Annotated in this window: 12 protein-coding genes; 6 read left to right on the top strand and 6 right to left on the bottom strand. The window is 73.2% G+C overall.

Annotated elements, in window-relative coordinates:
- Positions 1–102 precede the first annotated feature (102 nt).
- Positions 103–642, bottom strand: a complete 540-nt coding sequence (locus tag CFT82_RS09425; RefSeq protein ID WP_088818888.1) for a PH domain-containing protein — start codon at positions 640–642, stop codon at positions 103–105.
- Positions 643–698: 56 nt separating this feature from the next.
- Entirely contained in the window at positions 699–1,469 is a 771-nt protein-coding gene (locus tag CFT82_RS09420) for a sulfite exporter TauE/SafE family protein (protein WP_088818887.1), read from the bottom strand.
- A 129-nt stretch (positions 1,470–1,598) separates the two neighbouring features.
- Here CFT82_RS09420 and CFT82_RS09415 point away from each other — a divergent pair, with 129 nt between their 5' ends.
- Entirely contained in the window at positions 1,599–3,056 is a 1,458-nt protein-coding gene (locus CFT82_RS09415) for a carboxyl transferase domain-containing protein (protein ID WP_088818886.1), read from the top strand.
- On the opposite strand, the gene CFT82_RS09410 is transcribed toward CFT82_RS09415, so the two are convergent.
- Positions 3,030–3,713: a FadR/GntR family transcriptional regulator gene (locus tag CFT82_RS09410; RefSeq protein ID WP_088818885.1), complete on the bottom strand. Its 684-nt coding sequence runs from the start codon at positions 3,711–3,713 to the stop codon at positions 3,030–3,032. The genes CFT82_RS09415 and CFT82_RS09410 overlap by 27 nt on opposite strands.
- Positions 3,714–3,834: 121 nt before the next feature.
- Between CFT82_RS09410 and CFT82_RS09405 the strand changes: the two genes are divergently transcribed.
- The 3 genes from CFT82_RS09405 (at position 3,835) to CFT82_RS09395 (ending at position 7,678) form a co-directional block, all read left to right on the top strand.
- Positions 3,835–5,181, top strand: coding sequence for an SLC13 family permease (locus tag CFT82_RS09405; RefSeq protein ID WP_088818884.1), 1,347 nt, complete (start codon positions 3,835–3,837; stop codon positions 5,179–5,181).
- Positions 5,182–5,390: 209 nt separating this feature from the next.
- Complete coding sequence (locus tag CFT82_RS09400; RefSeq protein WP_088818883.1) at positions 5,391–6,785, top strand: adenylosuccinate synthase; 1,395 nt, start codon at positions 5,391–5,393, stop codon at positions 6,783–6,785.
- Complete coding sequence (locus CFT82_RS09395) at positions 6,782–7,678, top strand: hypothetical protein (RefSeq protein ID WP_143469594.1); 897 nt, start codon at positions 6,782–6,784, stop codon at positions 7,676–7,678. The genes CFT82_RS09400 and CFT82_RS09395 overlap by 4 nt, the downstream gene beginning before the upstream one ends.
- Positions 7,679–7,684: 6 nt before the next feature.
- Here CFT82_RS09395 and CFT82_RS09390 read toward each other — a convergent pair whose 3' ends face one another.
- Together CFT82_RS09390 and CFT82_RS09385 are read right to left on the bottom strand one after the other, a co-directional pair.
- Entirely contained in the window at positions 7,685–9,988 is a 2,304-nt protein-coding gene (locus CFT82_RS09390; RefSeq protein WP_143469592.1) for a HelD family protein, read from the bottom strand.
- Between the two features lie 225 nt (positions 9,989–10,213).
- A complete protein-coding gene (locus tag CFT82_RS09385; protein ID WP_088818881.1) occupies positions 10,214–10,825 on the bottom strand; it encodes a hypothetical protein in 612 nt (203 codons plus the stop codon).
- Between the two features lie 287 nt (positions 10,826–11,112).
- On the opposite strand from CFT82_RS09385, the gene CFT82_RS09380 reads away from it, so the two are divergent.
- Together CFT82_RS09380 and CFT82_RS09375 are read left to right on the top strand one after the other, a co-directional pair.
- Positions 11,113–11,670: a GNAT family N-acetyltransferase gene (locus tag CFT82_RS09380; protein ID WP_159461899.1), complete on the top strand. Its 558-nt coding sequence runs from the start codon at positions 11,113–11,115 to the stop codon at positions 11,668–11,670.
- Positions 11,667–12,431, top strand: a complete 765-nt coding sequence (locus CFT82_RS09375; RefSeq protein WP_088818879.1) for an SIR2 family NAD-dependent protein deacylase — start codon at positions 11,667–11,669, stop codon at positions 12,429–12,431. Before CFT82_RS09380 ends, CFT82_RS09375 begins: the two co-directional genes overlap by 4 nt.
- Before the next feature lie 159 nt (positions 12,432–12,590).
- Here CFT82_RS09375 and CFT82_RS09370 read toward each other — a convergent pair whose 3' ends face one another.
- On the bottom strand, positions 12,591–13,142 hold the full coding sequence (locus CFT82_RS09370) for an O-acetyl-ADP-ribose deacetylase (protein ID WP_088818878.1): 552 nt from the start codon (positions 13,140–13,142) through the stop codon (positions 12,591–12,593).
- Positions 13,143–13,290 lie beyond the last annotated feature (148 nt).

The raw sequence follows: 13,290 nt of genomic DNA, 5'->3' as shown, positions 1-13,290 counted from the left end.
CGGGGCGCGCGGGGCGATCACAGGGTGCAGCGACCCCGGGTGTCCCGGGTGCCCGGGGTCTGCGGGGGAGACGGCCGCGGCCGGCCTGGTCGCCGCAGGGGGTCAGCGACCGTGCGGTGGGACGCCCTGCCGGGGAGGCCGCGTCGCCCACGCCAGGTACTGCTGGTGCGCGGCGACGGCGGCTCGCAGCGGCCGCGGCCCGGCGGGCTCGAAGGCCTCCCGCACCGATTCCCCGCGGTGGACGGCGTACCGGGACCGGGTGATGGCGGGCCGGTGGCGACGGCCGTTCGTCGCGTGGACGAGCACCCCGCCGTGCGCCCAGAAGCGCCGATCGGCCTCGATGCGGTGGACCTCCGCCCAGGCCAGCCGCACCGTGCGCAGGATGCCGCGCATCTCCAGGCCCTGGGACGTCACGGTGAACCGTTGGCCGGTGGCCCTCGCCGCGGCGGCGGCCACGGCGAGCCAGGCCAGGGTCAGGAGCACGAAGGCCAGCCGGACCCCGCCCTGCTCCGCGGTGAGCGCCGCGGCCACGCAGGCAGCCGCCCCCAGGAGCGAGGCGCCCACGAGCACGAGTCCGAGCACCCGGCTCCACGTGGCCAGGCGTGCCTCGTAGAGGACGTGGGGTGGGTGGAGGTCGGGCACCGGCCCAGTCTGACCGCACCCGCCCCGTCCCGCCCCACCGTCCCCCCCCCCGGTGCTCACGAGAGCAGCAGCCCCAGTGCCGCGGCGGTGCCCCCGGCGATGACCGCGCCGCGCAGCACGGCATCCGGCAGGCGGCGTGCCACGCGGGCCCCGGCGTACCCGCCCACCAGGGAGCCAGCCGCGAGCAGCCCGGCCACGGCCCAGTCCACCTCGGCCACGGTGACGAAGAGGGCCGCAGCCGTGAGCTTGGAGGCCAGCATCGACAGCGACCGGGTGGCGTTGAGCTCCTGCAGCCCCACGTCCAGGCTCAGCACCAGCAGGGCCAGCATCATGACCCCGGCCCCCGCCCCGAAGTACCCGCCGTAGACCCCGATGGCCAGGGTGATGAGCATGCTCGACGGGGTGAGCTGCTGCCGGTGGCCCGTCTGCCCCTGCTCCTCGCGGCGCTGGCGCAGGAAGGCCGAGATCCGGGGCTGGGCGGCCACCAGGCCGCAGGTGAACAGGATGAGCCAGGGGGCGATCGCCTCGAAGACGCCCGCCGGCAGCCGCATGAGGAGCAGGGCGCCCAGGGCCCCGCCGAGGCCGGTGAGGCCGAGCGTCCAGGCGTTGAGCCGGGGGTGGCGGCGGATCTCCCGGCGCAGGCCCCAGCCGCTGCCCAGGCCGGAGGGCACCAGCCCCACCGCGTTGGTCATGTTGGCCAGCACCGGCGGCATCCCCAGCGCCACGAGCACGGGGAAGCTCACCAGGGAGGCCACGCCGACCGTCGCCGTCAGGCCGCCGGCCACGAGGCCGGTGAGCACGACCAGCAGGGCAGTGCCGAGGGTCATGGGGCTCCTCCGGGGTCCGGGGTCTGGACGTGGTGCAGGTGGGGTGCCATAGTGGCAGCAGCCCACTGGCCAGTCCACTGGTCCACCTGGCCACGCCGTGACAGGGCCCGGGCCCGATGCGGAGGTGCCATGAACGCTGTCCCGACCACCGAGACCACCCGCCCACGCCGGTACGGGGCCCGCGAGCTCATCGAGCTCGTGCTGGACCCCGGTTCGTTCACGAGCTGGGACCGCCCGGCCGACCCCGGCGAGATCGACCCCGAGTACGCCGCCTCCCTTCAGCGGGCCCGCGCGCGCTCCGGGGAGGACGAGTCGGTCCTCACCGGTCGGGGAGCCGTCGACGGCCGCCCCGTGGCCGTCATGGTGGGTGAGTTCTCCTTCCTCGGCGGGTCCATCGGCCGGGTGGCGGCCCAGCGGCTCGTCGACGCGGTCCGTCGGGCCACCGCCGAGGGGCTCCCGCTGCTGGCCAGCACCGCCTCCGGGGGCACGCGCATGCAGGAGGGCACCCCCGCCTTCGTGGAGATGGTCTCCATCTCCCGGGCGATCATGGAGCACCGCCGGGCCGGCCTGCCCTACCTGGTGCACCTGCGCCACCCCACCACGGGGGGCGTCTTCGCCTCCTGGGGCTCGCTGGGTCACGTCACCGTCGCCGAGCCGGGCGCCCTCGTGGGCTTCCTCGGGCCGAGCGTGTACGAGGGGTTGCACGGCGAGCCCTTCCCCGAGGGGGTGCAGCAGTCGGAGAACCTGGCGCGGCACGGGGTCATCGACCGGGTGGTGGCCACCGAGGACCTGCGCACCCTCGTCGGGCTGGCGCTCGGTGTGCTCACCGACCCCGCGGGTGAGCCGCGTCTCGAGCGCCCGCAGTCCCCGGCCCAGCCGCCGACGGACCCCTGGGAGGCCATCCAGGCCACCCGCCGGGCCGACCGGATGGGGGTGCGGGGTCTGCTCGAGCACGCCGCCAGCGGCACGCTGACCCTCCGGGGGACCAAGCGGGGGGAGCTCGACGACTCGATCCTCGTAGCCCTCACGCGTCTCGACGGGATGCCCTGCGTCGTCATCGGTCAGGACCGCTCGCGGCAGACGCCCACCTCGGCCATGGGGCCCGCCGCCCTGCGGCAGGCGCACCGGGCCATGAACCTCGCCGAGGAGATGGGGCTTCCGGTGGTGACCGTCATCGACACCCCCGGGGCGGAGCTGAGCCAGGAGGCCGAGGAGCGGGCCATGGCCGGGGAGATCGCGCGCTGCATCGGCCGGCTGGCCACGTTGAGCGTGCCCACGCTGGCGGTCGTCCTCGGCCAGGGGTGCGGTGGGGGCGCGCTGGCGCTCATGGCGGCCGACGAGGTCCTCGCGCTGGAGAACGCCTGGCTCTCGCCGCTCCCGCCCGAGGGGGCCAGCCTCATCGTGCACGGGGACGTCGAGCACGCCGCAGAGATGGCGCGCCGGCAGCAGGTGGGGGCCGGGGCGATGCTCGAGGCCGGGCTGGTCCACGGCGTCGTCCCCGAGGCGAGCCTCTCCGAGGAGGAGCTGGCCCGGGGCCTGGCCGCGGAGGTCGTGGCCCGGCTAGGCGTCCGCTCCGGCCGCGGGTGAGGTCGAGGCGGTCGGCGGGGCGGCCGGGGCGCGCCCGGCGCTGAGCAGGCCGTCGCACAGGGTGGCGGCGGCGCTCGCGTCACCGCGGACCACGGCCTCGGCCAGCTCCCCCAGGGTGGAGCGGAGGGCCGGCGAGTCGGTGGGGGCGGGAGCGCTCTCCGCCAGCAGGTCGTCCAGTCCCCCGAGCAGCTCGGAGCCCGCCAGGTGACGGATGCAGCGCCAGGTCTCGCCAAAGTCCCGGGCGGTGCCGTCGGGGGCCAGCATCGCGATGCGCAGCGCGTCGCGGGGGTTGCTGGCGGCGGCGCGGGCCAGGCCGGCGAGGATCGCCTCGCGGGCGGCCGCGGACTCCTCCTGCGTGCTCCGGGCGAGGGTGCTGGCCAGCGCGGTGGCCGCCCCGCCCTCCTCGGGGGAGCGGACGAGCGCGCCGACGCCGTGGCGCACCTCGATGCGCCCCTGGGTCTCCAGGGAGGCGAGGGCGCGGGAGAGGGTGGCCCGGCTGACGCCGAGCTCGGCGGCCAGCTGTCGCTCGGAGGGGAGGCGGTCGCCGGCGGAGAGCCCCTGGGCGTCGATGAAGTCGGCGATGTGGGTGGCCAGGCGGTCGTGGAGACGCTCCCGCCGGACGGGCGGGAGTGCGGGGCGGTCGGGGGCGCTGGCCATGTCGGGATGGTAGCGCCGGGGGCGGCCTTCGTGGAGTGGTTGTCAGGTGGCTAGTCCACTGGCAGACTCCGGGAATCCATGACGTGGGTCACAGCTGGCTCGCGCGATCCAAGGAGGCAGCATGTCCCACGAGATCATCGCCCTGCTCGTGCTCGCCGTCGTGTTCCTGGTGGCGACCCTGCGCGGCGTGAACATGGGTGCCCTGGCGCTGGTGGCGAGCTTCGTCGTCGGGCTCACGATCTACGGCGTGACCGTCGACGACGTCCTGGACGGTTTCCCGGCCGACCTCTTCGTGATCCTGGTGGGTGTCACCTACCTGTTCGCCCTGGCCAAGAACAACGGCACGGTCGACTGGATCGTCCACTCGGCGGTCCGCGCGGTCGGTGGGCGTGTGGCGCTGGTCCCGTGGGCCATGTTCCTCGTCTGCGCCGCGGTCACCGCCATGGGGGCGGTGAGCCCGGCAGCGGTGGCGATCGTCGCCCCGGTGGCCATGGGCTTCGCGCTGCGCTACCGCATCAACCCGCTCATGATGGGGATGATGGTGGTGCAGGGCGCCACGGCGGGCAGCTTCTCGCCGATCGGCATCTTCGGCTCCATCACCAACGGGGTGGTGGAGAGCAACGGCATCCCCGGCAACCAGGGGGTCCTGTTCGCCACCACCTTCCTGGCCTCCACCCTCATCGCCGCCGTCGCCTACGTGGCCTTCGGCGGACGCCAGCTCGTGGCCCGGGGGCGCGAGTTCGACGAGGTGACCGGCCTGCCCGGCGGTGATGGGGTGACACCGTGGCGGCGCAGTGCCTCCGGCGAGCCTCACTCCGCGGTCGAGGCGCACCGCTCCACCCGGGCCGACGAGGCCGGCGACGACGCCACCCGGCTGAACCCGCAGCGGGTCCTGACCCTGGTCGGCATGCTGGTCCTGCTCGTCGGGGCGCTGGGCTTCGACCTGGATGTCGGCTTCACCGCGCTGACCATCGCCGTCGCCCTCACCCTGGTCTTCCCCGAGGCCGCCAAGGGAGCGGTGGAGCAGATCAGCTGGGGCACGGTGCTGCTCATTGCCGGCATCGTCACCTACGTGTCGCTCCTGCAGAACCAGGGCGTCGTGGACTGGCTGGGCGAGGGCGTGGCCGGGGTGGGTGCGCCGCTGCTGGCCGCCTTCCTCATCTGCCTCATCGGGGCCGTGGTCTCCGCCCTGGCCTCGACGACCGGCATCATCGGGGCGCTCATCCCGCTGGCGGTGCCCTTCCTGCTCACCGACCAGGTGTCGGCGGTGGGGCTGGTGGCGGCCCTGGCCATCTCGAGCTCGGTGGTGGACTGCAGCCCCTTCTCCACGAACGGTGCCCTGGTGGTGGCCAATGCGGAGGCCGACCAGCGCGAGCTCGTGTTCAAGCGCCTCATGCAGTGGGGCGGGGCCATCGTCCTGCTCGCCCCGGTGCTCTCCTGGGCGGTGCTCGTGGTTCCCACGGCCTGAGCCCACCGGGGGCAACCGGTTGCCCCTGTGACGGTCGTGGGAGCAACCGGTTGCCCCCGGTGAGCGCTGGACACCCCGATAGACTCGACCGGTACCGGCCCCGCGCCGCACCCGACCGCCCTGCACGGCGGCACCGGGGCACTGTCGGCCGGTACGTCCGGCGGGAGCGCCGCCGGGCACCCGTACCAGCGCGGACGAAGGGAGCCGGCATGCCGGCGATCGTGATCGTGGGCGCCCAGTGGGGCGACGAGGGCAAGGGCAAGGCCACCGACCAGCTCGGCGACCGCGTGGACCTGGTGGTGAAGTTCAACGGCGGCAACAACGCCGGCCACACCGTGGTCATCGGCGAGGAGAAGTACGCCCTCCACCTGCTGCCCAGCGGCATCCTCAGCCCGGGGGTCACCCCGGTGATCGGCAACGGCGTCGTGGTGGACCTCGGCGTGCTCTTCGAGGAGATCGAGGCGCTCAACGCCCGCGGTGTGGACACCTCCAAGCTCAAGGTGAGCGCCAACGCGCACGTCATCGCGCCGTACAACACCACGCTCGACAAGGTCAGCGAGCGCTTCCTCGGCAAGCGGAAGATCGGGACCACCGGGCGCGGCATCGGCCCGACCTACGCCGACAAGATGAACCGCATCGGCATCCGCGTGCAGGACCTCTTCGACGAGTCGATCCTGCGCCAGAAGGTCGAGGCGGCGCTGGAGCGGAAGAACGAGCTGCTCGTGAAGACCTACAACCGGCGCGCGGTGGAGGTCGACGAGGTGGTGTCCGAGCTGCGCTCGTACGTCGACCGGCTCCGCCCGATGGTGGTCGACTCCGGCCTGGAGATCGCGCGTGCCCTGGACGCTGACCAGACCGTGCTCTTCGAGGCCGGCCAGGCCACGATGCTCGACGTCGACCACGGCACCTACCCCTTCGTCACCTCGTCCTCGTGCGTCTCGGCGGGGGCGTCGACCGGGTCCGGCATGGCGCCGACCCGCATGGACCGCGTGGTCGGCATCTTCAAGGCGTACACCACTCGCGTGGGGGAGGGGCCCTTCCCGACCGAGCTGCTCGACGAGACCGGTGAGGCGCTGCGCCAGGCCGGTGGCGAGTTCGGGACCACGACCGGCCGCCCGCGTCGCTGCGGCTGGGCCGACGCCCTGGTGGGCCGGTACGCCACGCGCGTGAACGGCCTGACGGACATGGTGCTCACCAAGCTGGACACGCTGACTGGTTTCGAGACCCTCCGCATTGCCACGGGCTACCGGGTGCCGGTGGCCGAGGCCTCCGGGCTGGGCGACGGCCGCACCGAGGGCGAGTGGGTGTACTTCGACGAGATGCCGATGTCGCAGAGCGACTTCCACCACTCCGAGCCGGTCTACGAGGACCACCCGGGCTGGGTCGAGGACATCTCCGGGGTGCGTGACTTCGCCGACCTGCCGCAGGCCGCGCAGGACTACGTGCTGCGCCTGGAGGAGCTCGTCGGGACGCGCATCAGCGTGATCGGCGTGGGGCCGGGCCGTGAACAGTCCATCGTGCGCCACGAGCTGGCCCCGGGCGCGAGGCGGTCTGACCGCAGGGGGACTCGCGTGCGCCTCGTGCCCTCTACGGTGAGGACATGAGGCGCACGTCTGTTCTCCTGGCGGTGGCGGGGCTCGTGCTGCTCACGGCCTGCGGCTCGGGTGTGGACGAGGGCCAGGTCGAGGAGTTCGAGGCGTGGGCTCGCGACCAGCCCGGTGTGGAGGCCGTCGACTCGGAGGTGCGCGAGAAGCCGGACCGGTTGTTCGGGGGCACCCGGCCGGTGGCCCTGACGACCCTGCACTTCGCCCCCGGCACGTCGGACGGGGAGGTCCTGGCCGTGTCGGACGGGATGGGCGCGGCCAGGCCTGCTGGAGAGGAGCCCGCGGACGTCGTGGGTGAGCGGGACGGCGTGACCTTCCTGCTGAGCAGCGACGAGGCGGACGACCGGCGCACCCTGCGGACGGTCTCCGCCCTCGAGGCAGCGGCCCCCGACGCCCAGCCGGTCGAGCCCGGCGAGAGCCAGGTGGCCATGGTGACCTCGTCGCGCGTCTCGCTCCTCGTACCCGATGCGGAGATCGACCAGGTCGCCCGGGAGCAGGTGGCGCAGCTGGACCGTGCCCTGCGCTCGGTCCAGGGAGGCGTCACCGTGGGCTGTGAGCTGAGTGCCTCGGCGGTCGGCGGGGACGAGCCCGTCGGGCTGAGCTTCGACACGGCCACGGTGCCCGCGGGCCAGGTCGAGGCGGTCGTCGACGCCATCGACGAGCTGCCGGACCCGTGGGAGGCCCTGGGCGTCACGGTCACGCAGGCACGGCGCGAGGCCTACCTGGTCGTTCCCGGTGAGGACGTGACGCCGTCCGACGAGCACGTCGCCCTCGTGACCGAGGGCGACGTGCCGCTCTCGCAGTACGTGGACAGCTACTACCTCAACGGCGTGCCGGACGAGGACGGCGGGGTGCCGGGGGTGCGCGTCCCGGCCGGGCCCACCGGCCGCTGAGGCGGGTCAGCCCTCGGTGAGCACCACCATCCGGTGGGCGGCGCGGGTGAACACCACGTAGAGCACGCGCGCGCCGCCGGGGGACTCGGCCACGATCTCCTCGGGGTCCACCACCACGGTCGCGTCGTACTCCAGACCCTTGGTGCTCATCGGGTCGATGACGATGACCCGCGGGTTCTGCTCGCGCAGCTCCTGCGTGGCGGCCTCCACGTCGAGTCGGTGCGCCTCGGGGGTGATGACCGCGATGGCGCCCTCGACCGCGTCGAGCAGCTCGGTCGCGGACTCCGTGGCGGCCGTGGCCCAGGCCCCGGACTCCGCCCCGCTGACGGCCACCGTGTGCTCCTCGGGCTCGATGCCCGTCTCCCGGACGGCCTGCGGGATGTCCGCCTCGGCCTCGTGGCGGCGGATGTACTCCGCGGCGTAGGCGAAGATCTCCGAGGCGTTGCGGTAGTTCGTGTCCATGTGGAAGCTGCGGCGCGGCAACGAGCCGAAGGCCTCGTCGCGGGCTGCCAGGGCCTCCTCGGCGTCCGGCCAGGAGGCCTGCGCGGCGTCGCCCACCACGGTCCACGAGGCGGTCCGGCCGCGGCGCCCGAGCATGCGCCACTGCATCGGGGAGAGGTCCTGCGCCTCGTCCACCAGCAGGTGGGCGTAGGTCTCCGGGGCCTCCATCGAGCCGTGGAGCAGCTTCTCCCAGGCGGTGGTCGGGGTGACCTGGTGGTACGCCGTCTCCTCGCGCCCCTGCCCGCCCTTGAGCGCCGAGACCCCGTACTGGCTGGCGTCCTCCAGCTCCTCGATCTCGTAGAAGCCGCGCTCGGTGTCCACCTCCACCTGCGGCAGCCCGATGCGGGCGAGGACCTCGTCCACCAGGGCCGCGTCGGCCACCGACCAGGTGCCGGTGTCCAGGGCCACCTGCATCGAGGCGGACAGGGCCTCCTGCTCCTCCAGCGAGAGCACGCCCCGCGCCCACGCGGCGAGCCGCTCGGCGTCGGCCAGCCAGAGGACCACCTCGCGGGGGTCGACCTGGCGCCACCAGGACTCCATGAAGGCGTCCACCTCGCGGGAGTCCTCGAAGCGGTCGAAGAAGCGCTCCCGGTCCTCGCGGAGGATCTCGCCCTGCATCTGCGAGCGGGCCTGCGTCCACGCCGCCTGGGCCAGGGCCTCGCGGGCGGCCTTCGCGCCGTCGTTGCGACGCACCCCGCGCAGCACCGTGTTGCGGATGCGCTGGAGCTCGGCGGTGCCGATGCGCAGGGCGTGCCCGGAGACGAAGCAGCGCAGCTCCTCCGGGGCGTCGGGGGCGGGGGCCTTCGCGGCGCGGGCCAGGACCTTGCGGATCCGCAGCATGCCCTTGACGTGCGCGGCGGCGGGGGAGTCCAGGCGGGTGCCGGTCAGGCCGTCCACCACGTCGCCGGCGGCGCGGAGAGCCACCGAGTCCTCGCCGAGGGTGGGCAGCACGCGCTCGATGTACGCCGTGTACGCAGCGCTCGGGCCGATGACCAGGACGCCGCCCCGCTCGTAGCGGCGGCGGTCGGTGTACAGCAGGTAGGCCGCACGGTGCAGGGCCACCACGGTCTTGCCGGTCCCCGGGCCACCGGTGATGAGGGTGACGCCGCGGGCCTCGGCACGGATCGCCTCGTCCTGGTGCTGCTGGATGGTGGCGACGATGTCGCGCATCCGGCCCCCGCGGGAGCGGGTGAGGGCGGCCATGAGGGCGCCGTCACCGACCACGGGCAGGTCCTCCGGGGGCTCGGGGACCATGAGGTCGTCCTCGATGCCGATGACCTGCTCGGCGCGGGAGCGCAGCACCCGGCGGCGGACCACCTTGTGCGGCTGCACCGGGGTGGCGCGGTAGAAGGCGCTGGCGGCCGGGGCGCGCCAGTCGACGACGAGGGGCTCGTAGTCGTCGTCGCGGACACCGAGGCGGCCGATGTAGCGGACCTCGTCGACCTGCGGGACCTCGCCCGCGGCGGGGCCGTCGTCGGGCATCGAGTGGTCGAGGTCGAGGCGTCCGAAGACGAGGCCCTCGTGCTCCATCTCCAGGGAGGCGCGGCGCTTGTGGGAGGAGAAGACCAGGGCGTCGCGCTCGAAGAGGCCGGACATCTCCTCGTCCCGGACGTCACCGGTCCTCATCGTGCGGCCGCGGGCCAGGCCCTCGGCCTCCACGAGGGAGGCGCGGTCGGTGGCCTTGGCCAGCTCGGTGTGGACCCGGTCGACATGGGCCTGCTCGATCGCCAGCTGCTCGGCGGCCACCCGCTCGGCGGCGGTGGGCTGCTGGGCGGGGGTGGCGTTCTTGGGGGTGGTGGGGTCGCTCACGCGCGCTCCTGGGACCTGCTGGGACGGGGAACGCGCAAGTTTACGGGGCGTGGTGGGCGCGGGGCCGGAGCGTCTGCGGGTGCCTGAACACGCGAGAACCGCACCGGTGCGGATCTCGACTGTCGAAATCGGCGCCGGTGCGGTCCTCGGCGAGGGGTGACAGGCGAAGTCAGCACCGGTGCGGACCTCGGGGGGGGCCGACGGGGCTGGCGGACTCAGCGCCGGTCAGGCGTTGTCGCGGATGTCCTGTGCGACCTCGTCGACCGTCTTGGCGCCCGGCCACGGGGAGCCCGGTTCAGACGCGGCGACCATGGGATTCTCCAGGTCCCCCGACTCGGGGTCCTCGTAGACCAGGCCGTCCACGAAGAGGAACTTCGGCGGGTCGTCGACCTGTGCGCCCTCGGCGAGTGCCAGACCCTCCGCATCATGGTCTCCCCAGATCGCCACGACGTCCCCTTCCGGAAGGCTTGACTTCACGTCCTCGAGGTTGCCGCCATTCGGGAGCATCATCTCCAGGTGGATCGTCTCGCCCGCCGTGCCGGAACCATGGAGGGGTTCGACGATCTCCGCAGCGATCGAGACAAATTCAAAAGGCTGGCCTCCATCAGTCTCCTGCACGTGGCCAGGCTCGACATCCAGGAGGCGCACGACCGCTGCTCCCTTTGCCCTGGAGGAGACAGCCTCAGGTGTGTTGGTGGGGTCGTAGTCCACCGAGACCCCTGGAGGGTTCTTGAGATCGTGGAGGGAGCCCACTTCCTTCTCGGAGGAGTCGCCGCAGGCAGAGAGTGCACAACAGGACGTGACGATGAGCGCTGTCATTGACTTCTTGGTGATCATGGTCTGCTCCTCAGAAGACTCGGTTGATGTCGCGGCGGTCTTCGGGGCTGTACGACCTCCACACCCAGTGCGTGGAGGGGACCTCACCGCTGATCATGGCGCTCTGCTCACCGGGTTCGTTGGGGGTAGTCGGCCCACCCCGGTGTGGCATGAGTGAGTGTCAAAACCGCCCCCAGAGTCATTCCTCATCTTTTCCTCATGTGACCAAAGTAACGCTCTCAGAGGGGCGTCAACGCCCTTGGGTGCTGTGGCAGTGGGACTGTCCGGCTTTCACTAGGCTCGTGGCCATGGACGTCCTCACCACCGAGCGCCTCGTGCTGCGCCCCTTCACCGCGGAGGACGAGCAGTTCGTCGCCGACCTGCACCGGCACCCCGGCATCGTCCGGTTTCTCCCGGACCAGGCCACCACCACCCCGGAGCGCACCCGTGCCCAGCTCGAGCGCTTCCTGTCCTACGCCGACCACCCGGTCCAGGGCATGTGGTGCATCACCCGGAGCGACGGGACCCCGGTCGGGCTGCTCATGCTCAAGGAGATCCCCTTCTCCGCCGGCAGCCCACGCGCCGAGGGAGAGCCCGACGTGGAGATCGGGTGGCGGGTCCACCCCGGTCACGAGGGCCGCGGGTATGTCACCGAGGCGGCCGAGCGGGTCCTGCAGCACGCGTGGGACTCCGGGCTGCCCCGGGTGATCGCCGTGACCGACCCGGAGAACACCGCATCGCAGCGGGTGTGTGCCCGCCTCGGCCTGCGCGACGAGGGCCTCACGGGCGACTACTACGACGAGACGGTGCGGCTCTTCGTCCTGGACCGGCCGGCGGACGTCCAGCCGGGGGAGGGGGCCCTGTGAGCGCCGACCCCGCGCTCGTCCCGGAGGAGGTCCTGGACCTCGCCCGATCTGCCCGGCGGGTGCTCGTGCTCACCGGTGCCGGTGCCTCGGCGGAGTCCGGGGTGCCCACCTTCCGTGACGCGGTGACCGGCCTGTGGTCCCGCTTCGACCCGATGCAGCTGGCCACCCCGGAGGCCTGGGCGGCCGATCCGGCGATGTGCTGGGCCTGGTACGGCTGGCGGGCGCACCTCATCCGTATCGCCGAGCCGAACCCGGGGCACCGGGCGATCACCACCTGGCAGCAGCGGCCGGGGGTGGACCTGCGGGTGAGCACGCAGAACATCGACGACCTCCACGAGCGGGCCGGCACCGAGGTGATGGCGCACGTGCACGGCAACCTGTTCGACCTGTGGTGCGCCGACTGCGAGGCACCGTCCGCTGCGGAGTTCCCGCCGGTGCCGGAGCCGGTCGAGCGGATCGACCCGCCCCGCTGCGAGGCCTGCGGTGGCTGGGTGCGCCCGGGCATCGTGTGGTTCGGGGAGATGCTCCCCGAGGCCGAGCTGGAGGCCACGGTGACGGCCGCCGAGCGGGCCGAGCTCGTTGTGGTGGTGGGCACCTCGGGCATGGTCTACCCGGCGGCAGCCGTGCCGGGCATCGCGCGGGACCTGGGGACTCCCGTGGTCGAGGTGAACCCCGCCGGGTCCACGCTGCCCGACGGGGCGGACCACGTCATCGCGGCACCGGCCGGGGAGGCGCTGCCGGATCTGGTGGGCAACCTCTGACAGCAGAGGTGCGCATCGGTACGCGTCTCACGTGTCTGCCAGTCGCCAGGTACGCACCGGTGCGCATCTCGACAGTCGGTGTGCGGACCGGTGCGCGTTTCGCTGTGAGGCGCACGCCAGATGCGGACCGGTGCACACCTCGTGGGGCGGGGGATGGGGTCAGCCCTGTGCCGCCTCGAACGCCGCCAGGAGCTCCGGGCTGAAGAGCACGAAGCGCACCAGGTGCACCGACACCGGACCGGCCGCTACGAACTCCCGGGTAGCTGTCATCGCCTCGCGGGCGGCGTCCTCGGCGGACCAGCCGTACACCCCCGCCCCCACCGCCGGCAGCGCCACGCTCGTCGCCCCGAGCCCGTCGGCCACGCGCAGGGAGCTGGCGAACGCCGCCCGCAGCAGGGCCGGGTCGGTCTGCCCCGCGCCCCGGTTCGGGCCGACGGTGTGGACCACCCACCGGGCCGGCAGATCACCCGCACCGGTGGCCACGGCCTCACCGACCGCCAGCCCGCCGGGAAAGGAGGAGGCACGCAGCTCGCGGCACTCGGCGAGCAGCGCGGGCCCGGCAGCCCGGTGGATCGCCCCGTCCACGCCACCCCCGCCCAAGAGCGAGGAGTTCGCCGCGTTGACGATCGCGTCGACCTCCTGGGTCGTGATGTCGCCCTGCACGCACTCGATGCGCACCCGGGCCCCGGCCGTACTGCTGATGTCGTCCATGCGCCCAGCCTGCGTGGCGGACCACGGGCGGGCAAGTGAGCAGGTCGGCGGCCGGGACTGCTGCACGGATAGGTGACATCTGATCTGTGGTGCCGAGAGGTGCTGCTGGAAGGACGTGCACTGTGCCTAAGCCCTACCCCCGAGAGTT

It is taken from the genome of Kytococcus aerolatus, from assembly GCF_900187395.1.
GTDB classification, from domain to species: Bacteria; Actinomycetota; Actinomycetes; order Actinomycetales; family Dermatophilaceae; genus Kytococcus; species Kytococcus aerolatus.
Note: the sequence above shows the minus strand (reverse complement) of the source record. Positions and strands in the feature narration are given on the sequence as shown.

Bases quoted from the DNA above. Each gene is read 5' to 3' on its own strand.
- CFT82_RS09420 (WP_088818887.1), bottom strand. From the start codon at position 1,469: ATGACCCTCGGCACTGCCCTGCTGGTCGTGCTCACCGGCCTCGTGGCC.
- CFT82_RS09415 (WP_088818886.1), top strand. From the start codon at position 1,599: ATGAACGCTGTCCCGACCACCGAGACCACCCGCCCACGCCGGTACGGG.
- CFT82_RS09410 (WP_088818885.1), bottom strand. From the start codon at position 3,713: ATGGCCAGCGCCCCCGACCGCCCCGCACTCCCGCCCGTCCGGCGGGAG.
- CFT82_RS09405 (WP_088818884.1), top strand. From the start codon at position 3,835: ATGTCCCACGAGATCATCGCCCTGCTCGTGCTCGCCGTCGTGTTCCTG.
- CFT82_RS09400 (WP_088818883.1), top strand. From the start codon at position 5,391: ATGCCGGCGATCGTGATCGTGGGCGCCCAGTGGGGCGACGAGGGCAAG.
- CFT82_RS09395 (WP_143469594.1), top strand. From the start codon at position 6,782: ATGAGGCGCACGTCTGTTCTCCTGGCGGTGGCGGGGCTCGTGCTGCTC.
- CFT82_RS09385 (WP_088818881.1), bottom strand. From the start codon at position 10,825: ATGATCACCAAGAAGTCAATGACAGCGCTCATCGTCACGTCCTGTTGT.
- CFT82_RS09380 (WP_159461899.1), top strand. From the start codon at position 11,113: ATGGACGTCCTCACCACCGAGCGCCTCGTGCTGCGCCCCTTCACCGCG.
- CFT82_RS09370 (WP_088818878.1), bottom strand. From the start codon at position 13,142: ATGGACGACATCAGCAGTACGGCCGGGGCCCGGGTGCGCATCGAGTGC.